Origin of the sequence: Mesorhizobium sp. M1312, assembly GCF_040318115.1 — a bacterium.
Classification (GTDB): Bacteria; Pseudomonadota; Alphaproteobacteria; order Rhizobiales; family Rhizobiaceae; genus Mesorhizobium.
On the sequence record NZ_JAMYLQ010000014.1, the window covers coordinates 29309 to 51996 of the forward strand.

General features: G+C 62.0%; 26 protein-coding genes. 16 read left to right on the forward strand and 10 right to left on the reverse strand.

Features of this window, described 5'->3' with window-relative positions; all coding sequences use genetic code 11:
- The first annotated feature begins 22 nt into the window (after positions 1 to 22).
- The 5 genes from NKH36_RS17560 (at position 23) to NKH36_RS17580 (ending at position 4396) form a co-directional block, all read left to right on the forward strand.
- Complete coding sequence (locus tag NKH36_RS17560; RefSeq protein WP_352963581.1) at positions 23 to 643, forward strand: glutathione S-transferase family protein; 621 nt, start codon at positions 23 to 25, stop codon at positions 641 to 643.
- A complete protein-coding gene (fhmpcd1, locus tag NKH36_RS17565) occupies positions 643 to 1572 on the forward strand; it encodes a 5-formyl-3-hydroxy-2-methylpyridine 4-carboxylate 5-dehydrogenase (RefSeq protein ID WP_352963739.1) in 930 nt (309 codons plus the stop codon). Before NKH36_RS17560 ends, fhmpcd1 begins: the two co-directional genes overlap by 1 nt.
- A 127-nt stretch (positions 1573 to 1699) precedes the next feature.
- A complete protein-coding gene (locus NKH36_RS17570) occupies positions 1700 to 2542 on the forward strand; it encodes an ABC transporter ATP-binding protein (RefSeq protein WP_352963582.1) in 843 nt (280 codons plus the stop codon).
- Positions 2539 to 3348: an ABC transporter permease gene (locus NKH36_RS17575; RefSeq protein ID WP_352963583.1), complete on the forward strand. Its 810-nt coding sequence runs from the start codon at positions 2539 to 2541 to the stop codon at positions 3346 to 3348. Before NKH36_RS17570 ends, NKH36_RS17575 begins: the two co-directional genes overlap by 4 nt.
- 37 nt (positions 3349 to 3385) lie before the next feature.
- A complete protein-coding gene (locus NKH36_RS17580; protein ID WP_352963585.1) occupies positions 3386 to 4396 on the forward strand; it encodes an ABC transporter substrate-binding protein in 1011 nt (336 codons plus the stop codon).
- 38 nt (positions 4397 to 4434) lie between these two features.
- Here NKH36_RS17580 and NKH36_RS17585 read toward each other — a convergent pair whose 3' ends face one another.
- On the reverse strand, positions 4435 to 4914 hold the full coding sequence (locus tag NKH36_RS17585) for a hypothetical protein (protein WP_352963588.1): 480 nt from the start codon (positions 4912 to 4914) through the stop codon (positions 4435 to 4437).
- A 43-nt stretch (positions 4915 to 4957) separates the two neighbouring features.
- Here NKH36_RS17585 and NKH36_RS17590 point away from each other — a divergent pair, with 43 nt between their 5' ends.
- The 10 genes from NKH36_RS17590 to NKH36_RS17630 all read left to right on the forward strand — a co-directional run bounded on the left by NKH36_RS17590 (position 4958) and on the right by NKH36_RS17630 (position 14250).
- Positions 4958 to 5986 carry a putative B6 ABC transporter substrate-binding protein gene (locus tag NKH36_RS17590; protein ID WP_352963590.1) on the forward strand — a complete coding sequence of 343 codons (1029 nt, stop codon included), beginning with the start codon at positions 4958 to 4960 and terminating at the stop codon, positions 5984 to 5986.
- A 76-nt stretch (positions 5987 to 6062) separates the two neighbouring features.
- A complete protein-coding gene (locus NKH36_RS17595) occupies positions 6063 to 7631 on the forward strand; it encodes a putative B6 ABC transporter ATP-binding protein (protein WP_352963591.1) in 1569 nt (522 codons plus the stop codon).
- Positions 7628 to 8725, forward strand: a complete 1098-nt coding sequence (locus tag NKH36_RS17600) for a putative B6 ABC transporter permease subunit 2 (RefSeq protein WP_352963593.1) — start codon at positions 7628 to 7630, stop codon at positions 8723 to 8725. The genes NKH36_RS17595 and NKH36_RS17600 overlap by 4 nt, the downstream gene beginning before the upstream one ends.
- Positions 8726 to 8729: 4 nt before the next feature.
- Positions 8730 to 9665 carry a putative B6 ABC transporter permease subunit 1 gene (locus NKH36_RS17605; protein ID WP_352963595.1) on the forward strand — a complete coding sequence of 312 codons (936 nt, stop codon included), beginning with the start codon at positions 8730 to 8732 and terminating at the stop codon, positions 9663 to 9665.
- A gap of 47 nt (positions 9666 to 9712) precedes the next feature.
- A complete protein-coding gene (gene pldA, locus NKH36_RS17610) occupies positions 9713 to 10519 on the forward strand; it encodes a 4-pyridoxolactonase (RefSeq protein WP_352963597.1) in 807 nt (268 codons plus the stop codon).
- Positions 10520 to 10543: 24 nt separating this feature from the next.
- On the forward strand, positions 10544 to 11722 hold the full coding sequence (gene ppaT / locus NKH36_RS17615; RefSeq protein ID WP_352963600.1) for a pyridoxamine--pyruvate transaminase: 1179 nt from the start codon (positions 10544 to 10546) through the stop codon (positions 11720 to 11722).
- 39 nt (positions 11723 to 11761) lie between these two features.
- Positions 11762 to 12508, forward strand: a complete 747-nt coding sequence (gene pldH / locus NKH36_RS17620; protein WP_352963602.1) for a pyridoxal 4-dehydrogenase, SDR-type — start codon at positions 11762 to 11764, stop codon at positions 12506 to 12508.
- 108 nt (positions 12509 to 12616) lie between these two features.
- Complete coding sequence (locus tag NKH36_RS34845) at positions 12617 to 13018, forward strand: UCP034077 family protein (protein ID WP_502912060.1); 402 nt, start codon at positions 12617 to 12619, stop codon at positions 13016 to 13018.
- Positions 13019 to 13138: 120 nt separating this feature from the next.
- Complete coding sequence (locus NKH36_RS17625; protein WP_352963604.1) at positions 13139 to 13804, forward strand: GntR family transcriptional regulator; 666 nt, start codon at positions 13139 to 13141, stop codon at positions 13802 to 13804.
- On the forward strand, positions 13801 to 14250 hold the full coding sequence (locus tag NKH36_RS17630; RefSeq protein ID WP_352963606.1) for an OsmC family protein: 450 nt from the start codon (positions 13801 to 13803) through the stop codon (positions 14248 to 14250). The genes NKH36_RS17625 and NKH36_RS17630 overlap by 4 nt, the downstream gene beginning before the upstream one ends.
- A gap of 49 nt (positions 14251 to 14299) precedes the next feature.
- Here NKH36_RS17630 and NKH36_RS17635 read toward each other — a convergent pair whose 3' ends face one another.
- The 5 genes from NKH36_RS17635 to NKH36_RS17655 all read right to left on the reverse strand — a co-directional run bounded on the left by NKH36_RS17635 (position 14300) and on the right by NKH36_RS17655 (position 20553).
- A complete protein-coding gene (locus NKH36_RS17635) occupies positions 14300 to 15541 on the reverse strand; it encodes a multidrug effflux MFS transporter (protein ID WP_352963608.1) in 1242 nt (413 codons plus the stop codon).
- Between the two features lie 109 nt (positions 15542 to 15650).
- Positions 15651 to 15986, reverse strand: coding sequence for a Grx4 family monothiol glutaredoxin (grxD, locus tag NKH36_RS17640; protein ID WP_029353656.1), 336 nt, complete (start codon positions 15984 to 15986; stop codon positions 15651 to 15653).
- Between the two features lie 444 nt (positions 15987 to 16430).
- Positions 16431 to 16664 (reverse strand): BolA/IbaG family iron-sulfur metabolism protein, encoded by a 234-nt coding sequence (locus NKH36_RS17645; protein WP_023674714.1) that lies wholly within the window; start codon positions 16662 to 16664, stop codon positions 16431 to 16433.
- A gap of 84 nt (positions 16665 to 16748) precedes the next feature.
- Complete coding sequence (gene purL, locus NKH36_RS17650; protein WP_352963741.1) at positions 16749 to 18989, reverse strand: phosphoribosylformylglycinamidine synthase subunit PurL; 2241 nt, start codon at positions 18987 to 18989, stop codon at positions 16749 to 16751.
- 151 nt (positions 18990 to 19140) lie between these two features.
- Positions 19141 to 20553 carry an aminotransferase-like domain-containing protein gene (locus NKH36_RS17655; RefSeq protein WP_352963609.1) on the reverse strand — a complete coding sequence of 471 codons (1413 nt, stop codon included), beginning with the start codon at positions 20551 to 20553 and terminating at the stop codon, positions 19141 to 19143.
- Positions 20554 to 20739: 186 nt separating this feature from the next.
- On the opposite strand from NKH36_RS17655, the gene NKH36_RS34850 reads away from it, so the two are divergent.
- Positions 20740 to 20892, forward strand: a complete 153-nt coding sequence (locus NKH36_RS34850) for a DUF1127 domain-containing protein (RefSeq protein WP_502912062.1) — start codon at positions 20740 to 20742, stop codon at positions 20890 to 20892.
- Between the two features lie 41 nt (positions 20893 to 20933).
- Here NKH36_RS34850 and NKH36_RS17665 read toward each other — a convergent pair whose 3' ends face one another.
- The 4 genes from NKH36_RS17665 to NKH36_RS17680 all read right to left on the reverse strand — a co-directional run bounded on the left by NKH36_RS17665 (position 20934) and on the right by NKH36_RS17680 (position 22686).
- Positions 20934 to 21257: a Pr6Pr family membrane protein gene (locus tag NKH36_RS17665; RefSeq protein WP_352963613.1), complete on the reverse strand. Its 324-nt coding sequence runs from the start codon at positions 21255 to 21257 to the stop codon at positions 20934 to 20936.
- 90 nt (positions 21258 to 21347) lie between these two features.
- The gene (locus NKH36_RS17670; protein ID WP_352963614.1) at positions 21348 to 21758 is read right to left on the reverse strand and encodes a hypothetical protein; all 411 of its coding nucleotides are present in this window, start codon (positions 21756 to 21758) and stop codon (positions 21348 to 21350) included.
- Between the two features lie 50 nt (positions 21759 to 21808).
- Entirely contained in the window at positions 21809 to 22477 is a 669-nt protein-coding gene (gene purQ / locus NKH36_RS17675; RefSeq protein WP_352963616.1) for a phosphoribosylformylglycinamidine synthase subunit PurQ, read from the reverse strand.
- Positions 22474 to 22686: a hypothetical protein gene (locus NKH36_RS17680; protein WP_352963618.1), complete on the reverse strand. Its 213-nt coding sequence runs from the start codon at positions 22684 to 22686 to the stop codon at positions 22474 to 22476. The genes purQ and NKH36_RS17680 overlap by 4 nt, the downstream gene beginning before the upstream one ends.
- Positions 22687 to 22688: the final 2 nt, after the last annotated feature.

The following is a 22688-nucleotide window of genomic DNA, read 5'->3' on the forward strand; positions in this document are numbered from 1 at the left end:
ACGACACAATCGAGGAGACCACATGTACAAGCTCTTGGGACGCCAGACATCGGGCAACGTTCAAAAGGTGCTCTTCATGCTCGAAGAGCTTGGTGCGCCATACAAGCGCGAGGATTACGGCCGCCAATTCGAAAACACCAAGACTGCCGAATACAAGGCACTCAACCCGACGTCGAAAGTCCCAACGCTGGTCGACAGTGACACCGTGATCTGGGAGTCCAACACCATCCTGCGCTATCTCGCTGCATCCCGCGGCGAACAGCTGAACGGCGCCACCCCTGCCGAAAAGACCGAGGTCGAGCGCTGGATGGATTTTCTGCTGGCGGCGGTCAATCCCGGCTATCTGGCTGCCTTCAAAGGCGCGAAGCTGACGCCCGAAGAGCAGACCGCCGAATACAAGGAACAGGTGAAGGACCTTGTGGCGCAGCTCAAGATCGTCGACGGGCATCTGGCCGGCAAGGATTTCCTGGCGCTGGGCAAGCTGACGATCGCCGATATTGCCTGCGCGCCGATCCTGAAACGCTGCATCGACTTCAAGATCGACCGGCCGTCGCTGCCGAATCTGGAGCGCTGGGTGGCCGCAATCGCCGCTCGTCCGGCCTTCAAAGCGGCGACCACCGCCGCCGCCGCAAAGGCTGCATGATGATCAAGCGCGCCACCCTCATCGGATTGGGAACGATGGGTCCGGGCATCGCCGCGCGGCTTTCGCGCGGCGGGCTCGACGTGGCGGCGTACGATGTTTCCGATGTCGCGGTCGAACGCGCCCGCGGCATGCTCGACCTGGCCGGCGGGGTTCTGGACCGTCTCGACATCAAGGCGCCGACAACGGGCGCGGGCACGGTGCGGCTTGTCCGCACCCTCGCCGAGGCTGTCGATGGTGCGGAACTGGTCATCGAGAATGTGCCTGAGAATATCGACATCAAGGCCGAAACCTATCGCGCCATCGACCCGCTGATCGGCTCTTCGGTGATCGTCGCCTCGGACACGTCAGGTATTCCGATCACCAAGCTGCAGGCCCATATCTCCCATCCCGAGAGGTTGGTCGGCATGCATTGGTCGAACCCGCCGCATATCATTCCGATGATCGAGGTGATTGGCGGCGAGAAAACCGCGCCTGAAACCGTGGCGACCATACGCGAGTTGATCCGCTCGATCGGCCTGTTGCCGGTGGTCGTGAAAAAGGACGTTCCCGGCTTCGTCGAAAATCGCGTGCTTTACGCGCTGCTGCGCGAGGCTGTCGACCTAGTCGAGCGCGGTGTCATCGAACCGGAGGATCTCGATACCTGCGTTTCATGGGGCATCGGCTCCAAGATCGCCGTCATCGGGCCGATGGCGCTGCTCGATATGGCGGGGCTCGACATCTACAAATCCGTCTCGTCGTTCCTGAACGCCGATCTTTCCAATCGGGATGATGTCGCGCCGATGGTTCTGGAGAAGACCGGTGCATCGAAATTCGGCATCAAGTCGGGCGAGGGCATGTTCTCCTACACACGCGAGCAGATAAAGGCGCTGCAAGGCGAACGGGCGCGCAAGCTCGTCGCGGTGCGCCGCATCCTCGAGGGCCGGGAGTAGGCGATGGCACAAGTTATGCGCAGCCGGGTTGGGGAGTTCTGCCGGTTGGTCACTTGTGCGCACGGGGCTGGGATCACCGCCGTGAAGGCGGGTGTTCAAGCAACGAACGTGCATGGGACGACAAGCCATGCAGGTTGAAACCATTCGACCAGCCGGTGGCAGACCGACCCACATCCGCCATGACGACCTCATTTCCACCACGGGCGTTTCGGTGGTCATGGGCACGGATCAGAACCGACAGCTGATCCTTAGGGATATCGACCTTTCGGTTCCGAAAGGCTCGTTCGTTTCCCTGATCGGCCCCTCGGGTTGCGGCAAGAGTACGTTGCTCAAAGTGCTGGCCGGGCTGATCAGTCCGAGCAGCGGCAGCGTTTCGATTGCGGGGGTGTCGCCAGGCGAGGCGGCGCGCAAGCGGATGATCGGTCTCGTCTTTCAGGATGCCAATCTGCTGCCGTGGAAAAACGCCGTCGACAATGCCTCGATGCTGCTCGGCATCGCCGACAAGTCGATGTCGCGCTCGGCGCTGCGAGCGCGTGGGCAGGAGATGCTGGAACTGGTCGGGCTTGGCGATGCCGCCCACAAGCGCCCAAACGAGCTGTCTGGCGGCATGCGTCAGCGGGTGGCCATCGCCCGGGCTTTGGCGCTCGATCCGGCGGTCTTACTGATGGACGAGCCGTTTGGCGCCCTTGACGCGATTACCCGCGACTCGATGGGCCAGTCGCTGCTGGAGATCTGGCAGAGGACCGGCAAGACGATTGTCTTCGTGACGCATTCGATCGATGAAGCCATCCAGTTGTCCCGCCAGGTTCATGTGCTGGGGATCAACCCTGGACGCATTACCCAGAGCCTCGACATTCCGCTGCCTTATCCGCGCGACACTTCCGTGACCGAAGTCCCCGAATTTGTCAGGCTGGTGCTTCAGCTTCGGACCATGCTGCGCTCCAGCCATCAGCCGGGAGGCGCGTCTTGAGCAAGCAACCCGTCGTCGATATCTCCCCGCCTGTTTCCGGCTGGAACGCGGCGACAAGCAGTTGGCTTCCGGCGGTCATCCTTCTGCTGGTGACGATCGTGTTGTGGGAAGCCGCGGTGCGGATATTCTCGATTTCTTCCTTTATCGTTCCTGCCCCTACCGAGATTGTGAAATCGCTGGTCGCGCAATGGGACACTCTCGCGCGGGCGACGGTGGTCACGGCAGGCGAAATCCTGTTTGGCTTTCTTGTCTCGGTCATAGTTGGCATCGCGCTTGCTCTCGTCATCGTGCGTTTCGACTGGCTGGGCCGTGCGCTCTACCCGCTCGTCGTGTTGTTCCAAAACGTGCCGAAGGTTGCGCTGGCGCCGATCTTCATCCTCTGGTTCGGCTATGGGCTCACCCCCAAGATCGGTCTGATCCTGGTCATTGCCTTCTTCCCGGTGACGCTGTCGATGCTGGCCGGCATGCAATCGGTCGACCGTTCGCTTCTGTCGCTGATGAATTCGGTCGGCGCCAGCCCGACCCAGATCCTGTTCAGGATCCGCGTTCCCCACTCGCTGCCCAGCCTATTGGCAGGGACTAAAATTGCCGCGACCCTGAGCGTCATCGGCGCCATCGTCGGCGAATTTGCCGGTGCGTCGGACGGGCTCGGCTACGTCATCCAGTTCGCGTCGACCCAGCTCGACACGCCCCTTGTCTTTGCGGCGCTGCTGCTGGTTTCCGTGCTCGGCATCGCCTTCTACTACGCAGCCGAATTTCTCGAACGCATCGTGGTGCCTTGGGCGCCGAAATTCAGCCAGGCCTAGGCTTCTCGAACAACCAAGATCAAAGAAGGGAACAAACATGCTGAGACGCTCTCTTATCAAAGCAGCCATCTTTGCGGCGGTAGTCGGCGCGCTTGGTTTCTCGAACGCTGCGCTGGCGGCTGACACGGTCAACGTGCAGCTCGACTGGGTGGTGCGCGGCAATCACGCCATGTTCTTTGTTGGCAAGGAAAAGGGATTTTTCGCCAAGAACGAGATCAATCTGGCCGAGGTCCGCAAGGGGTCCGGCTCGCCGGACGCCATGAGGCTAGTGGGCAACGGCAACGCTGAATTCGGCTTCGGCGATCTTCCCACGCTTGCCGTGGCAAGATCGCAGAATGTTCCGGTCGTGGCGCTGGCGGCGGTCAACCAGCAGTCGCCGCTGGGCATCATCTCGCTCGCCAAGACGCTCAAGCTGACCAAGCCTTCCGACCTCAAGGGCCTGACCATCGGCATCCACCCGGCAGGATCCACCTACATCTTCTTCAGGGGCTTCCTGGCTGCCAACGGCATGAGCGAGAAGGACATGACGCTCAACAGCGTCTCGCCGCCTTACGAAAGCTACCTACTGCTCGGGCGTGTGCAGACAGTGGTCGGCTATCTCGACGCTGAAGTGCCCGAACTTGAAGCCAAGGCCGGCGGCCCGGGGTCGCTGAGCATCATGCTCGGTGCCGACCACGGCTGGAAAGCCTATGGCTCGGGGTTGTTCACCTCTGAAGCGATGATCAAGGACAAGCCTGATGTCGTGCGCCGTTTCGTGAAGGCCTACAGGGAAGCTTTCGACTATGTCTCGGCCCATCCGGAAGAAGCCGCCGAGATCACAGCCAAGGCCGTTCCTGGCTATGCCGAAAAGAAGGACGTGCTGCTGGCCCAGCTCAAGGCCGACATCGCCTCGACGTTCAACAGCCCGGCGACGAAGGAACACGGTCTCGGCTGGATGACGAAGGCCCAGTGGGAAGAGACCTTGAAGACGCTGACGGATCAGGGCGTGCTCAAGACGGCGCTGTCGGCAGACGACGTCTTCACCGACAAGTTCCTGGCGGCAGAGTAAAGGTTCAGGGCGATGTCCAAAGTGGCAACAGTCAGCGTCTACCGGCAGGCCAACCTGCCGTCCGCGCTGCCGCACGTCACGGCCACTTGCCCCTTTGCGGCGCTGGCCCGGTCGAGCGCGATCTGCACCCGCGTAGCGTATGCCTGGGCCGCCAGGCCGCACCACAGCCGCTCGACGGGCAGGTTTTCGCGCTTGTCGTTGAGAATCGCAAACGTCCCGGTTTTTGGATCGAACCACAGCTCGACACGTGCGCTCTTGCCAGGCGCCGCGGTGGCGATCGTGGCCGAATACCAGTGCGCGAAGTCGGCGTTGCAGGAAAGCGCCTCGCGCCCCGCATTCGAAATCGTCAGTGGCGCGGGATCGAGCCCGTCGGTGCCGGTTCGCACAGTAATTTGCCGCAATTCAACCGCGTTGGCGAACGACGTGAACGCCAGCGTTATTGGAAGGATGTACCGCACAACCACCTTGCTTGAACTCATGATACAATTGTTCAGGCAGTCTACCTCGCTTTTGCGCAATAACAATAAGAATATCTTGGGTCAACCAAACAGAGAGGGTAACATGTCTAAGTTTCTGAAGAACAGCGTAAGCGCTGTTATATTGAGCGGCCTCTTCCTTGGCAATGCACTTGCCGCCGAGGTCAAGTCCATCGCCATCCTGACGCCGGAAGAAGGTACCGATTATGGCTGGAACCAGCAAGGTATCGACGCTGCCAAGGCGGCGGCGAAAGCTGCCGGTGTCGAGATAGTCGTGGCGCAGGGGCTCGGCTATGGCGACGTGCGGCCGACATTGCGGGAGCTAGCGGTTGACGGCGCCAGCCTGCTGATCGCTCATGCCAGCGGCTACAACACCTCGGCTCCCGAAATCGCCAAGGAAACCAAGGTGCCGGTGGCAATCGTCGATACGCCGACCGGTCTGGAGAAGGGCCTCGTCGCCGACTACACACTGAGCGGTCACGAAGGCGCGTATCTCGCCGGCCGTCTCGCCGCCAAGATGTCGCGTTCCAAATCGGTCGGCATCGTCGTGTCCGGCGAGCCTCCGTCGTGGAACTCGCAGTCGGCGGCGTTCGCGCAAGGGGTGAAGGCCGAGAACCCTGACGTCAAGGTTACCTATGCGGTGATCGGACCCGCCGCTTACAGCGATGCGGCCGGCGGCAAGCGCGTCACCGAAAGCGTGATCGCGTCGGGCGCCGACATCATTTTCGGCCAGGGCAACGGCTCGAGCTTCGGCATGCTGCAGGCGGTCGAGACGACCAAGGCCGGGGATGGCGGCAAGGTCTATTTCATCGACGTCATCGGCGACAAGACGCCTATCGACAAAGGCTTCCTGCTGTCGTCGGTGGTCTGGAACATCGAGCCGGTCTATGCGGCGATGATCGCCGACCTGAAGGCCGACACGTTCGGCACCAAGAGCTACTCGATCGGCCTCAAGGACGATTCGGTCAAGCTTCTGAAAACCGCTGCGATCCCCGACGATGTCTGGGCGCAGATCCAGGCGCAGCGCGAAGACATCATTTCCGGCAAGACCAAGGTCGATCCGGTCTATGATGCGGCCGCCGTGAGGGCGCTGATGACCAGCGTCGCCCAGTAAGGCGATCAAAAGCAGGCTTCTGGAGGGGTGACCAGTTCACCCCTCCGGATCGATTTCATTTCAAGGCTTGGCTTTCATGAGCAGTGCTTCCTCATTGTCAGTCGGCAAGCGCGACATCGTCGCGCTTGAAGGCGTGACCAAGCGGTTCCCCGGTGTGGTCGCCAACGACAGCGTCGATCTGGCAATCCGTCCAGGTGAAGTGCATGTGCTGCTCGGCGAAAACGGCGCCGGAAAATCCACCTTGATCGGCATGCTGTCCGGCCTGCAGCAGCCGGACGAGGGGCGCATCCTGGTCGACGGCGAGCCTACCGCGATCACCTCGCCCCGCAAGGCACTGGCGCTCGGCATCGGAACCGTATTCCAGCACATGATGCTGGTGCCGACGCTGACGGTGGCGGAAAACCTGTTGCTGGGCGGGCCGTGGTGGCAGCGCCCCAAAACCGAAGAGCTGGAAGCGCGCGTCGCCAAGATTACCAGAACGCTCGACATCACGGTAAAGCTGCATGCCAAGGTGTCCGAGCTTTCGCTCGGCGAACAGCAGCAGGTCGAGATCCTGCGCGCGATGGTGCGCAACAGCCGGCTTCTGATCCTCGATGAGTCGACCTCGATGCTGACGCCGAAGGGCATCGACGAGTTGGGCACGCTGATGCGCCGCTTGGTCGAGCAGGGATTGGCGATCGTCTTCATCACCCACAAGCTCAAGGAGGCGGCGGCTTTCGGCGATCGCATCTCAGTGCTGAAACTCGGCCGCAAGGTCGGCGAAATTCCTCCCGAGCGGTTTCGTGCGCTGGGCGAGCAGACAGTCATTTCGGAGATCGTGGGATTGATGTTCGGCAAGCAGAAGGACGACCCAGAAGCGGCCGAGCGTCCTGTTCGTACCATCCGTGCCGAAGCGGCTCCCTTGCTTGAAGTGCGTGATCTTGCGGTTGCGCCGACAGACGACGCGCCGGGCCTGTCGTCGATTTCGTTCGACATCCGTCCAGGCGAGCTGCTGGGCATCGCTGGTATGGACGGCAATGGCCAGAAGCAACTGGCGGAGGCGCTGGCCGGCCAGCGTACGGCGGTGGGCGGTTCGGTGCGGCTGCTGGGAGAGCCCATCGAGGCGCTGAGCGTCGGCGAACGCCGCCAGAGAGGCTTTCGTTACCTGACCGACGACCGGCTCGGTGAGGGGACGGTAGGCACCTTCCCGGTCTCGATCAATTTCTTCCTCAAGCAGGTCGGCGCGGCGCCCTTCTGGCGCAAAGGCGTCGAGCAGCGCGCCGAAATCGACAAGCGCGCCGCCCAACTCGTCCGCGAATTTGACGTGCGCACGCCAAGCCTGAAAACGCCGGTTGCCCGGCTCTCCGGCGGCAATATCCAGAAGGTGCTCCTGGCGCGCGAACTCGCCGAAGGCGCAAAAGTGGTGATCTTCAACAAGCCAACCTATGGGCTCGATCTCGCCAACACATTGGCTTCGCGCCAGCGAATCCGCGATACGGCGGCTCGCGGCCTTGCCGTGCTGCTCATCTCCACCGATCTCGAAGAGTTGCTCAGCATGTGCGACCGCATCGCCGTCATCTCGAACGGGTCGCTCGTCGGCACCGTCGAGAATGCCGACGACGCCCGCACCAGGGTCGGTCGCTTGATGATCGGACTTGCCGCATGAGCATCGACACCGCCCCGGCATCCAGCGCAACCGCACTCGATGCCACGGCTGCGATGGCTACGCGCCGCGATATCCAGCATCGGCTGCTGATGACCCTCGGCCCTATACTGGCCGCGCTGATCATCGCCGGCTGCATCCTGCTTGCCGTCGGCGTCGATCCGCTTGCCTATTATAGCTTTGTGCTCGAGAGAGGGCTTTTGTCGCCGCTCGGCATCCAGCAGACGCTGACGCGCATGGCGCCGCTGCTGTTTCTTGCCGCCGGCCTGATCGTGGCCTTTCGCGCCGGCATGTGGAATCTCGGCGGCGATGGCCAGTTCCTGCTCGGCGCGATAACGGCGGCCGCCAGCGCGCCGGTCTTCGTGCAAATCATGCCGTCCTGGCTGGCGCTGATCTGTTCGTTCGTCATTGCCATGGTCGTTGCGGTGATCTGGTCGCTGGTGCCGGCCCTTTTGCGGGCCTATCAGGGCGTCAACGAGATCATCACGACGCTGATGATGACGTTCCTAGGCACCTCGCTCGCCAATGTGCTGGTCAAGCTGGTGTTTCGCGATCCGGGCACAACTGTGCCGCAAACCCGCACCTTGCCGGTCGAGGACCGACTGCCGCGCCTGTTCGACACGACCATCACTAGCGGATTGCTTCTGGGGCTGGCGGCGATCATCACCGTCCATCTGATGATGACGCGCACGGCCTTCGGCCTGAAGCTGAGGATCGTCGGGGCCAATCCGCGCGCAGCCATCCACGCGGGGCTCGGAGTGCCGAAGCTCACCATTGCCGTCTTCGCCATGTCGGCCGGGCTGGCCGGCCTTGCCGGCGCCGTCGATATCCTCGGCGTTCAGGGTAACGTCCGCGCCGACTGGAACCCCGCCTACGGGCTGGCTGTCATCCCCGTGGTGTTCCTCGCCCGCATGAACGGCTTTGCCGCCATCGGTTTTGTGTTCCTGCTTTCGGTGCTGTCGATCGGCGGCGAGAGCGCTGCGCGGCGGCTCGGCGTGCCCAATCATTTCACGCTGGTGCTGGTCTCGATCGTGCTGATCGTGCTCGCGCTGGCCGAATATATCGATCACCGCTACAACCAGTCGCGGAGGGCTTGAAGCGATGACCGGGCTGTTCAGCGAAGTCTTTCTCAGCGCGCTTTTGTTTGGCGCGGTCACCGCGGCGATCCCGCTGCTGCTGGCCGGCCTCGGCGAACAGATGTCCGAGAAGGCCGGGGTGCTCAACATCGGCATCGAGGGCATGATGCTGGCCGGCGCCTATCTCGGCTTCGTCGGCGCCTTCTATTCCGGATCGCTGTGGCTGGGCTTTCTCACCGGCGCCGGCGGTGGTATCGCGGTGGCGCTGGTCATGGCGCTGCTTTGCGTGCGCATCGGGCTGAACCAGATCGTGATCGGCATTGCGCTGACCTTGGGACTCGAAGGTCTGACGGCGCTGCTCCACCATTTCCAGTTTTCGCGCAGCTATCCCCGCCTGCCGGCGGTGGATGTGACCGTCATTCCGTTGCTGTCGAACATCCCCGTCATCGGGCCGGCGTTGTTCAGGCAGCATCTGATCGTCTATCTCGCGGTCGCGTTGGTTTTCGCCATCGGCTACATCTATCGGCGCACGCAGCTCGGCCTCAACCTGCAAGCGGCGGGCGATAAGCCGGCCGCCCTTGACGTTGCAGGCATTGACGTCGTGCGAACCCGCACGGTCGCCGTGCTGGCGACCGGAGCGCTGGCGGGGCTCGGCGGTGCGTATCTTGCCAATGTCGGCGCCGGCCTGTTCATTCCGTTCATCACCAATGGCGCGGGCTTTCTCGGCATCGTGCTGGCGATGCTGGCGCGTGGTCGCCCGGTCTGGGTGCTGTTCGGCGCGCTTTTGTTCGGCGTCTGCCTCTCGCTGACGACGGCCATGCAGGTGGCCGGCATCAACATACCAACCGATGTCATCCAGATGCTGCCGTTCCTGGCGGTGATGATCATGCTGGTGCTGTTCGGCCGACGGGCCAGTCTGCCGGCGGCGCTCGGCATTCCATACGAGCGCGGCGCGCGCTGATCACAGGTCATGCGCGGACGGGACCCGCGCCACAAGAGGAGACAAAAATGTCGGATACCAAGGTCTACCTGCTCGACGGCGGCTCGCTCGTGCTCGACGGCTATCACGTATTCTGGAATCGCGGTCCCGGTGGCGAAGTCCGCTTTCCCGTCTATTCGATCCTGATCGAGCACGCCGAGGGCCGGTTTCTCATCGACACCGGCTACGACTACGATCACGTCATGAAGGTGCTGCCCTTCGAAAAGCCGATCCAGGAAAAGCACCAGACCATTCCTGGCGCGCTGGCTCTGCTCGGCCTTGAGCCGAAGGACATTGACGTTGTCGTCAACTCGCATTTCCACTTCGACCATTGCGGCGGCAACAAGTATTTTCCGAATGCCAAGAAAATCTGCCATCGGACCGAGGTGCCGCAGGCCTGCAATCCCCAGCCTTTCGAGCATCTCGGCTATTCCGATCTGAGCTTTTCGGCCGAGGCCGCCGAAGCGCGTGGCGCGACCGCGCAATTGCTGGAGGGCACGACGCGGGCCAACTCGACCTTCGAAGGCATCGACGGCGACGTCGAGCTTGCCAGGGGCGTCAAGCTGATCTCGACGCCCGGTCATTCGATCGGCCATTACAGCCTGCTGGTCGAGTTTCCCAAGCGCAAGCCGATCATGTTCACCATCGACGCGGCCTACACGCAGAAGAGCCTTGAAACGCTCTGCCAGGCAGCCTTCCACATCGACCCGGTGGCGGGCGTCAACTCGATGCGCAAGGTGAAGAAGCTCGCCGAAGACTATGGCGCCGAGCTGATGTACTCGCACGACATGGAAAACTTCAAAACCTACAAAACCGGCACGCAATTCTACGGCTGATCGCCACCGACCGGAGACAAGACCATGCGCTATTTCGAACACGCCGAACCGGTCATCACGCTCACCGCGGGGCCGGTGAACGCCTATCCCGACGTGCTGCGCGGCCTCGGCCGCACGGTGCTCTACGATTACGACCCGGCGTTCCAGCTCTTTTACGAGAGGGTGGTCGACAAGGCGCAGAAGGCGATGCGGCTGTCGAACAAGCCGGTCATTCTTCATGGCGAGCCGGTGCTTGGCCTGGAGGCGGCCGCAGCCTCCCTGATCACGCCGGACGACGTCGTGCTCAACCTTGCTTCCGGTGTCTACGGCAAGGGATTTGGCTATTGGGCGAAGCGCTATTCGCCGCATCTGCTCGAAATCGAGGTGCCCTACAACGAGGCGATCGACCCGCAGGCGGTTGCGGCAATGCTGGAAGCGCATCCGGAAATCACCATTGTTTCCGTCTGCCACCACGATACGCCGTCGGGCACCATCAACCCGATCGACGCCATCGGCGCGCTGGTTTCGGCGCACGGCGCCTATCTGATCGTCGATGCCGTTTCGTCCTTCGGCGGTATGAAAACGCATCCTGAGGACTGCAAGGCCGATATCTATGTCACCGGCCCGAACAAATGCCTGGGCGCGCCTCCCGGCCTCACGATGATGGGCGTCAGCGAGCGCGCCTGGGCCAAGATGAAGGCAAATCCACTGGCGCCACGCGCATCGATCCTCAGCATCGTCGATTGGGAGCATGCGTGGTCGAAGGACCAGCCGTTTCCGTTCACGCCGTCCGTCGCGGAGATGAACGGGCTCGACGTCGCGCTCGACCTCTACCTCAACGAGGGACCGGCGGCGGTGTGGGCGCGCCACGCGCTCACCGCCAAAGCCATGCGCGCGGGCGTCGCCGCCATGGGTCTGTCGATCTGGGCCGCCAGCGACAATATCGCGTCGCCGACCACGACCGCCGTCAGGACGCCCGAAGGCATCGACGAGAAGGCGCTTCGCCAGGCCGCGCGCGCCCGCTACGGCGTGGCGTTTTCGTCTGGCCGCGGCGAAACATTGGGCAAGCTGACACGCATCGGCCATATGGGCCCGACCGCCCAGCCGATCTATGCGATCGCGGCGCTGACGGCACTTGGCGGTGCGATGAATTCCTTGGGCCAGGAACTCGCGGTCGGCAAAGGCATCGACGCGGCGCTCGCCGTTATCGACGCCGACGCGTGAACCAGAAAATCACCAGATCACAATTGAGGGAGCGTTTTCATGACTGAACGGCTTGCGGGAAAGACGGCCCTGGTTACCGGGGCCGCACAAGGCATCGGCAAGGCGATCGCCGCGCGCTTGGCCGCCGATGGCGCGACCGTCATCGTCAGCGACATCAACGCGGAAGGCGCCGAAACGGCGGCTGCGTCGATCGGCGGAAAAGCGAAGGCGATCGCCGCGGACATTTCCGATCCTGCATCCGTCAAGGCGCTCTTCGCCGAGATCAAGGCCCTGACCGGGGGCATCGACATTCTGGTCAACAACGCCAGCATAGTGCCTTTCGTCGCCTGGGACGATGTCGACCTCGATCATTGGCGCAAGATCATCGACGTCAATTTGACCGGCACCTTCATCGTCAGCCGCGCGGGAACGGACCAGATGCGTGCCGCCGGCAAGGCCGGACGGGTGATCAGCATCGGCTCCAACACCTTCTTTGCCGGCACGCCGAACATGGCGGCCTATGTCGCGGCCAAGGGCGGCGTCATCGGCTTCACCCGGGCAATGGCCACAGAACTCGGCAAATACAACATCACCGCCAACGCGGTGACGCCGGGCCTGATCGAGAGCGATGGCGTCAAGGCGAGCCCGCACAACGAGGCGTTCGGCTTCGTCGAGATGCTGCAGGCGATAAAGGGGAAGGGCCAGCCGGAATATATCGCCGACGTGGTGTCGTTCCTGGCCTCGGATGACGCACGCTGGATCACCGGCCAGACGCTGAATGTCGACGCTGGCATGGTGCGCCACTAAAAGCGCGTCGCGTCTGAAAGGATTCATGCGACGCGCTGATGTCGATGGAGGCTTTCGTCGAAAAATTCCCCTACATTACATTTGCCCGCGCGAAACCGGAGACCCGAGATGAAACCTCGGTCCGCAATTGTCGCCCTTACCCTTGCCTTGGTTGCCGGTCCGAACGCGGCAACATCGCAGGAACGCGCATGTCGCAGTCCCGATCCCGTCGACACAATAAACGAGATGTTCTCCGCGATCGTCGCCTGTTGGGAGCCACCGCCCGGAACCGCGGGCATGACCCTGACGCTGCAGTTCTCAATTCGCCGAAACGGCACACTTATCGGCAAGCCTCGCGCCACTTACTCCCGTCTAGGGAATGATGCCACCCTCAACCGGGCTTTCGTGGCTTCCGTTCTCGAGGCTCTAGACAAGGCTCTGCCACTGCCCGTTTCGGAGAGCATGGGTGGAGCGATCGCAGGGCGTATGCTGTTCCCTCGCTTCACAGCAGCGAGTGGGCGTGCATCCTAAACCACGTCCGGCAATGGTGCATTAGGACATCGGCGCAGAGCCCCCTGATCACTTCGTTTCTTGAGCCGAGGCAGAAGGGCGGGAACGCCGCAATCCCAGGAGGCCTATTGTGAATAGGGCTTGACCAACTCCGCCGGGTCATCGTACTTTGGATCCATGGATCCAAAGTCGATCTTTAGCGAACTCAAAGACGAGATTGAGTCAGGTGAATTGGCACCGGGCTCTGTTCTCAAGCAGGAATCGATCGCGGAGCGTTTCGGGGTCAGCCGTCAGCCCGTCCGGCAGGCCTTAGACCGGTTACTCGGGAGTGGCTTGGCCGTGCGGCGTCCCGACCGAAGCCTGGCGGTAGCGATCCTCTCAGTACGGGAGGCGACTGAACTTTGCGAGGTTCGGGCTATTCTGGAGGTCGCTGCCTTGGAGCAGTCGGTGCCGGGGCTTCAGCCTTCCGCCTTGCGTAAGGCTGAGAGGCTCAACGACGACCTGTTCGCGGAGTACGATCCGTCGCGGATTCTGGAGCTCGACCAACAGTTTCACCTCGCCCTGTACAGCGGTTGCACGAATACTCGATTGCTTAAGACCGTCGGAGATCTTCGACGAGAATCCCGGCGGGCAACCCTTCACCAAGAGCGTGGCGCCCAGGAGCGAATTGATTTCTTCGAGGAACACGCGGCGATCATTGCCGCTTGTGCGAGGCGCGATTTCGACGCTGCGGCGCAGCATCTTCGCTGCCATCTGACCCAGACGACTGCAAGACTTCTTTCCGTTCCAACAAAGGATCAATCATGAAAATGACCGTCGAAGTGCACTGGGAGCGAGAAGGAGCGGTATTCACCGACAAGCGCTACAGCCGCGCGCACATCTGGCGCTTCGACGGAGGCCAAGTGGTGCCGGCATCCGCTTCGCCGCATATCGTTCCGCTTCCTTATTCAGTGGAAGCCAACGTCGATCCGGAGGAGGCTTACATCGCGGCGATTTCCAGTTGCCACATGTTGACCTTTCTCTCGATCGCGGCGCCCCACGGGATCGTCGTGGAGAGCTATACCGACAAGGCGGTCGGCATGATGGAGAAGGTGGACGGACGATTGTTAGTCAGCCGCGTTGACCTCAATCCGACCATTGTCTACGCCGGGGAAACGCCAACCGCCGCAATAGAAGCGGAACTGCACCACTCGGCGCACGAACAGTGCTTTATTGCCAATTCCGTGAAGACGGAAATCCAGGTAGCCACTTGAGATAATCCATTCTACCGTCGCGATTGACAACCACAATTGGGTTTCGAGCCTAAACCGGCGGGTTCTGTGGCTGGAAGAATTTGCCGCGCTCGGCGATCAGCACCATCACCAATGCGCCAAGCGAAACGCTGCAGAATCCGGCGGCCAAGGGCGTCACCGTGCCGTTGAAGGCTTGGCCGATCAGAGTGCCGAGCAGGCCACCGAGGAAGGTTTGCATGAAACCCAGAATGGACGATGCCGTGCCGGCCAGCTGGCCGAGCGGCTCCATGGCGAGCGCGTTGAAATTCGCGCCGAGTGCGCCAAACGGGACCATCGCACAGGCAAAGAAGGTGATGAAAAGCCAGAGCGGCATCTTCATTTGGATGGAAACGATCAGCCAAGCGAGGCTGATGGCCAGAAACAGGAGCAGCGCGCTCTGCGACAGGCGGCGCATGCCGATGCGGCCGACAAGGCGCGAATTCAGATAGTTCGAAAAGGCGAGCACGCCGGCGATCCCTGCGAAAATCACCGGGAACATCTCGCCGACGCCGAAGACGCCGACATAGATCTGCTGCGCCGAGTTGATGAAGCCGAACATTGCGCCGAAGGCAAAAGTGCTGGCGAAGGCGTAGCAAAGTGCCATGCGATTGGTCAGCACGATGCGGAAGCCGCCAATGATGGATGAGACCGTCAGCGGCCTGCGGTGTTCCGGATGCAGCGTTTCGGGCAGGCGCAGCAGTGCCCACGCCGACACGATCAGGGCGCCTGCCGCCATGGTGATGAAGATCACGTGCCAGGTCGCGAACAGCATGATGAACTGGCCGATGCCGGGCGCCACCACCGGAATTGCCATGAACACCATGAAGATCAGCGACATGACTTCAGCCATGCGCCGGCCGTCGAATGTGTCGCGCACGATCGAGACGGCGATGACGCGTGTCGCTGCGGCGCCGATGCCTTGCACTACCCTGCACAGGATAAGGATGGCGAATGTCGGGGCAATTGCCGCCGCAGCCGCTGCCGCGACATAGATCACCAGCCCGACAACGAGCGGAGCACGGCGTCCGAAGCGGTCCGAGATCGGTCCGAAGAAGAGCTGCCCGCCGCCAAAGCCCAAAATATAGGCGGCAATCACGTACTGACGGTGGTTTTCATTTTCCACGCCCAGCGAGGCGCCGATCTGCTGCAGCGCCGGCAGCATGATGTCGATGGCCAGCGAGTTGAGCGCCATCAACGCCGCGCACAGCGCGATGAATTCCCAGCGCGGAATAGGCAAGGTGCTTGCCTCCGGCGCTTGTGCATGCTGATCCACGGCAAAGTCCGATCTTCAACGAAAAAGCGCCGGCGCACCGGCGCATTCATTCGTCTTGTACCCCGATACCGGGGAGGTAATCAGCTTGGCGAAGTGCCCGACGTATTCGTTAGGCGGCGCCTTTGACGCTCACGCCCTTTTCGACGAGGAACGTCTGAAGTTCGCCTGCCTGGAACATCTCGCGGATGATATCGCAGCCGCCAACGAATTCACCCTTGACGTAGAGCTGAGGGATCGTCGGCCAGTTTGAGTATTCCTTGATACCTTGCCGTAGCTCGGCCGAGGTCAGCACGTCCACGCCCTTGTAGTCGGCCCCGATGTAGTCGAGGATCTGCACGACCTGACCGGAAAATCCGCATTGCGGGAAACCGGGCGTGCCCTTCATGAAGAGAACGACGTCGTTGCCCTTCACTTCGCTGTCGATGTAGTCGTTGATACCGCTCATTGAGAATCCTTTCATGCCCGCGGGAGCCAGGCTCGAAACATGTCCTTCAAATAAACCCATAGGTTGCCTGAAACAAGACGTTTGCAGCATCGTCACGCAAATGGCGCAAAGGATAGCCTGATATTGGGCCAAGCGCATCGGCCAGCTATTTTCCCAAGGAAGCGATAAAAAGGCGAGATGGCGCGGCAATCCTGATTGGTATTGTGCTCGTTACGCTGGCCTTGATCCGGTGGCTCAGGCAATCGCGATCTGGTGCTCGCAAGTCAGTCTCGGCAGCTTTGCACGCCTGTTCCGCGATGCGCTGCACTGTCCCAACGCGCTTTTCTTCGACGGACGGTCTCGGCACTGTCGAATGGCGAGAGATCGATCGTCGGCGAAAAATATCCGGCAGGGCCGATCATTGCCGTCTCGACGAAAAAGTAACGAGGGGTTGGACGCCGAAGCTCAGTCCGGCACGCTGGTCTGCAGGGCGAGCGCGTGCAGCACGCCGCCCATATTGCCCTTCAGCGCGTCATAGACCATTTGATGCTGCTGGACACGGCTTTTGCCGCGAAAGCTTTCGGCTACCACCTCGGCTGCATAATGGTCGCCGTCGCCGGCCAAGTCGCGAATCGTCACCTTGGCGTCCGGAATGCCTTCCTTGATCAGCCGTTCGATGTCGTGCGCGTCCATTGCCATACGAGGATTCCTTGTTCAGGTCGTTACCATAGATATGATCGAAATGGCGGATGAACCACACCCAAACGACCCCACTCGATTATGTCACGGGTCCACGACCTCATTTCCCATGAAGCGAGGAAACCAGGATTCGTGGGCAGCGGTCAATTCTCTGACCGGGATCGCCCGTGCCTCGCCGAGTTTCAGGTCACTACCGCCGGTCGAGCCAATCCATGGCGCGAAGATACCGAGTTTGCTCTGCTCTTCGCGAATGGCATCCCATTCGTCGCTCTGCGGATCGATCGACAGCGTCAAGAGATAGCGGCCCTGATCCTCGCCGAACCAGACCGGGATCGGATCGGTCCCGACCAGGCCGGGGACGGTCGCGCCGATGCCGGACGCCATCGCCATCTCGGCCAGCGCGACAGCAATGCCGCCATCGGAAATGTCATGCGCAGCGGTAACGACGCCGGAGGCGATCAGGGTGCGTACATGATCGCCGACGCGTTTTTCATGGTCGAGATCGACCGGCGGCGGCGGGCCGTCGGTGCGGCCATGGATGTCGCGCATATAGGCCGACTGGGCGAGATGCGTTCCCCACATGGACGGCGCGCCGACCAGCAGGATCATCTGGCTCTCGGCGGCAAAGCCGATCCGCGTCATCTTGGACCAGTCGGCGATCAGCCCGACGCCGCCGATGGTGGGGGTCGGCAAGATGCCTTGCCCGTTGGTTTCGTTGTAGAGCGAGACGTTGCCGGAGACGATCGGAAAGCCAAGGGCGCGGCAGGCGTCGCCGATGCCTTTCACGGCGCCGACCAGCTGGCCCATGATCTCCGGGCGTTCCGGGTTGCCGAAATTGAGATTGTCGGTGGCCGCGAGCGGCAGGGCGCCGGTGGCGGTAAGGTTGCGCCAGCATTCGGCCACCGCCTGCTTGCCGCCCTCGTAAGGGTCGGCCTCGCAGTAGCGCGGCGTCACGTCGGAGGAAAAAGCGAGCGCCTTGGTCGGATGACCTTCGACGCGCACCACGCCGGCATCGCCGCCCGGAAGCTGCAGCGAATTGCCCTGGATCAGCGTGTCGTACTGTTCCCATACCCAGCGGCGCGAGGACAGGTCGGGTCCGCCAAGCAGTTTCAGCAGCGCCTCGGCAACATCCGCTTGCGGTGCATCGCTGGCCGCCAGGGGCGCCGGCTTCTTCGGCTCGGTCCAGGGACGGTCATATTCCGGCGCCTGGTCGCCAAGATCCTTGATCGGCAGGTTGGCGACCTCGTCGCCCTGGTGCAGCACGCGAAAGCGCAGATCGTCGGTGGTCTTGCCGACGATGGCGAAGTCGAGGCCCCATTTGTGAAAGATCGCCTCGGCTTCCTTTTCCTTTTCGGGCCGCAGCACCATCAGCATGCGCTCCTGGCTCTCCGACAGCATCATCTCGTAGGCGCTCATGCGCTCCTCGCGCACCGGCACCTTGTCGAGGTCGAGCTCGATGCCGAGATCGCCCTTGGCGCCCATCTCGACCGCCGAGCAGGTGAGGCCGGCTGCCCCCATGTCCTGAATGGCGATGACGGCGCCGGACGCCATCAGTTCGAGGCAGGCTTCGAGCAGGCATTTTTCGGTGAACGGGTCGCCGACCTGAACGGTGGGCCGCTTCTCGTCGATCTTGTCGTCGAATTCGGCCGAGGCCATGGTGGCGCCGCCGACGCCGTCGCGGCCGGTCTTGGCGCCGAGATAGACGACCGGCAGGCCGACGCCCTTGGCTTCCGACAGAAAGATCGCATCGGTCTTGGCAAGCCCCGCGGCGAAGGCGTTGACCAGGATGTTGCCGTTGTAGCGCGCGTCGAAATTGACCTCACCGCCGACCGTCGGCACACCGAAGGAATTGCCGTAGCCGCCAACGCCGGCAACGACGCCGGCGACGAGGTGTTTGGTCTTGAGATGGTCCGGCGCACCGAAACGCAGCGCGTTCATCGCCGCTATCGGCCGGGCGCCCATGGTAAAGACATCGCGCAGGATGCCGCCGACGCCGGTCGCAGCCCCCTGATAGGGCTCGATGTAGGAGGGGTGGTTATGGCTCTCCATCTTGAAGACGACGCAGTCGCCGTCGCCGATATCGACCACGCCGGCATTCTCGCCCGGCCCCTGGATGACCTGCGGCCCGGTGGTCGGCAGCGTGCGCAGCCACCTCTTCGAGGATTTATACGAGCAGTGCTCGTTCCACATCGCCGAAAAGATGCCGAGCTCGGTAAAGCTCGGCTCGCGCCCGACCAGGTCGAGGATGCGCTGATATTCGTCGGGCTTCAGCCCGTGCGCGGCAATGAGTTCCGGAGTGATTGGCACGGAATTGGAAATGGTCATGGGCGGCAATTTTTATATCCTTGGGATCGAGCCCCGTCTTATCGCAAGCTTTGCAGCCGATACACCCATCAAGCGATGAAAAACGATGGAAAGCGATAGGGCGCAGCAAGTAGCGAAAGATCGCCACTCGACCCGCAGGTTTCAAGCCGGTTCAGGAGAAACTGTCGTAGCCGGCGCGGCCCTCGTCCAGAAGCCGCCGGATCACGCCGACACCGCCCGCGATGTCCTCTCGACGACTCGGCTGTGAAACGCCAAAACGCACGCCGTGAAAAACCTGCTCGGAGCGGCCGGCCTTGAACTCGTCCTCATCATCGATGAGCACGCCATATTCGAGACAGGCATTCTTGAAGGTGCCGGAAAGCCATGGATCAGGCAGGGTGAGCCAGACAAAGGGCACATTGTCCACGGCCTTGAAGTCGAACCCGGCCAGCGTCTCGCGCACGATCGCCATGCGCGCGTTGATCTCGACGATGCTGCGCTTGCGCATCTCGCTGGCCTGGCCGGACAGAACCAGCCGGCTACACACTTCCGCCAGCAGGAAGGGGAGGCCACCCGTCAGCATCTTGTGAGCGACCCGGATCCGGTGACGATAAGCCGGCGGACAGGCGAGCCAGCCGCCCCGAACACCAGCCGCGACGGATTTCGAGAGGCCGCCGGCAACGATGGTCCGTTCGGGAGCATATTCGGCCAATAGCGGGGTCGGGTCGTCGGTCAGATCGCCATAGAGATCGTCCTCGATCAGGACGACATTGTATTCGCGCGCGACTCGCGCGATGGCCTCGCGGCGTGTTGCCGACAGCGTCACCAGTGTTGGGTTCTTGGCCGTCGGCATCAGGAACATCATTTTCGGGTGTTTTTGCGCGCAGACGCGCTCGAAATCCTCTGGATCGAATCCTTCCTCGTCCGACGTCACCAGGGCGGTCCGGCGTCCGATCAGGCCGGCGCTGCGTGAAATCTGCGAATAGGTGAGGTGCTCGAAGACGATATAGTCGCCAGGCGTGGTGAGCGCGGCAATCGCCGCCATAACCGCGGCATGGGTGCCTAGCGTCGGAACGATGCCATCAGGGCTCGGGCGAAACGAATTTCGCGAGAGCCAGCTGCAGCCGGCCTCAAACCAGCGGTCGGGAAAATCCCGGGTATAGCTTGAAATCTCATACGGATGGTCCTGCGCGGTGCGCGAGAGCACATCGGCGACAATGGCGCCCTGGCCAATATCCGGCGCAGCCGTGCTGTCGAAGCGCAACTTGCCGCGAGGCGCATCGATGTAGCGCGTGCCTTCCACATGTGGGTCGGATGCCAGCAGATCGGTCTTGGTCTCATGCCGGCCCAGAACATAGGTTCCGCGCCCGACTTCGCCGCTCACCAGCCCCCGTTCGCGCAACAATTGGTAGGCCCGACCGACCGTGCCGACGGTCGTGCCGATGTCGTAAGCCAGATCTCGCTGCGGCGGCAGTTTTGCCCCGGCAGCGATCACGCCATGATCGATGTCCGTCTCGATGGAATTTGCAAGCCGTTGATAGAGGGGCCCGGAACTGGACGTAAGATCGGGAAGCCAATTTGTCATGGTGACAATTTTCTATATTGCGCCGAATTGAGAGTCAATACATATGGATTGCGTGACAAAAGGGTACAATCTCGAAATCCCGGTAGCAAAAAAATGGCTGCAATAGATACAATCCGTTACGCGAGAGCTGAATTGCTCGGAGCCCGCCCGTCAGGCCGGCAAGGCTATGTCCGTCGCCTTGTGCGTATGATCAGGTCACTCGCAAACCGGATCGGCAGCTTGCTTGATCGCCGGCGCAGCCGGCTAGTCTTGCTGGAGATGACCGACGATCAGCTCAAGGATATCGGCATCTCGCGCGCCGACGCCCATCGTGAGGGTTTGAGGCCATTCTGGGACTAAGGTGCTACTGAGGCTGTGTGCGTCTTCAAGAAGACACGATCTCAGGACGCCTTTGTCGTGCCTTGATGGACGCCGGGACTTCGGATCCGTGAGATGCCGTGGTCTGCAAGCACCGCAACGATGCAGAGCAATAGAAAAAGTCCGGTGATGCCCAGCGCGGAGACGGCGACGCCGGCAGCGCCGTTCTTGGCGACATCAAGGAACGGGTAGGGCACTTCGCCTGCTATCGGCGCCCGCGCCAGTGCATAGGCCAAATAAGCGACCGGATAGATCATCCACCACGAGATGTCGCGCCACCGCGTCGAGCCATCGGCGCCTGCCACAAGCCACCACAGCACGAACAGTACCGGCGCTATATAGTGCATAGCATGTCGCAGAGCAGGAACAGGCCCTGCGGCTGCCAAAGCTGCGCCAGGACCGTCGCATAGACGATGAAGAGGAAGCGGCTCACAGCCCTACGCAGCCGCACCGCAGGCCGGATTGCCAGCCTGCCAGCGGGCGATGTCCGAGCCGATGCGTGCACCGAGCGGCTCGTTCATCAGCGGACCGTACACGTCCACCCGGCGTGAATTGCCCTGTGCCTGCACGACCAGCAACGGCTTTCCGCCATAATACTTGGCCGGGACCAGCAGGAAGCGCGGCGTGCCGGTGAACGAATTCAGCTCGTTGGCCATCTGATAGGGCTTGAAGGCGGGATCCTTGCTGGCGATCCAGCACTTGTGGGCGGCGATTGCCACCTGTTCCATGGCAAGCAGCGCCGCACTCTTGCCCGAAGGCGCCGGTGCGCTCTTCGGCTTCGATTGGCAGGAGGCGAGCACAAGGCCGGCGGTGGCGACGAGAGCGAGGCGGGCAATCGTCTGTCTCATGGTCAGGCGGCGCCTATTTCGAGTTCGGAAAAGGATGAGCGCTGAAGATATCAAGCGGCGATGCCGAGGGCACTTTCGAACAGCGCCCGGCCGTCGTTGCCGCCATGCGCCGCTTCGATCAGGTTCTCGGGATGCGGCATCAGGCCGAGCACATTACCCTGGCTGTTGATGATACCGGCAATGTCGTTGATCGAGCCGTTGGGATTGGTGCCTTCGGCATAGCGGAACACGACCTGGCCTTCGCCTTCGAGCCTGCGAAGCGTCTCGGCGTCGGCAAAGTAATTGCCGTCGTGATGCGCCACCGGCGAGTGGATGATCTGGCCCGGCTGATAGCGGCGGGTGAACATCGTGTTGGCGTTGGCGATCTCCAGCTTGACTTGCCGGCAGACGAATTTCAGCGACGTGTTGCGCATCAAGGCGCCTGGCAGCAGGCCGGCCTCGACTAAGATCTGGAAGCCGTTGCAGACGCCGATGACCATGACGCCCTTGGCCGCCTTTTCGGCGACCGCCCGCATCACCGGCATGCGCGCGGCAATGGCGCCGCAGCGCAGATAGTCGCCGAAGGAAAAGCCGCCCGGAATGGTGATCAGGTCGACATCGGGGATTTCGGTGTCGGTCTGCCAGACGGTGACCGGCGGCGTTCCAGAAATCTTGGTCAGCGCCGCGATCATGTCGCGGTCACGGTTGAGGCCCGGCAGAAGAACGACGGCTGATTTCATTTCGGTTCGTAAGGCCCCCGGGCTTCGGCAAGTTCGCGCAATTCAAGACGGCGATCTATACGTTCGAGACGATCGTCTTGACGGCCAAGAATGCCGTAGATGTTATGGATGTCGCTTTGGGTTGCGACCATGTGACCCCGAACGACGTTCAACTCCCGTTTCACTTCGGAAACATCTTGTCCGAAGTTCAGCAACTTCGTGGTGCACACGC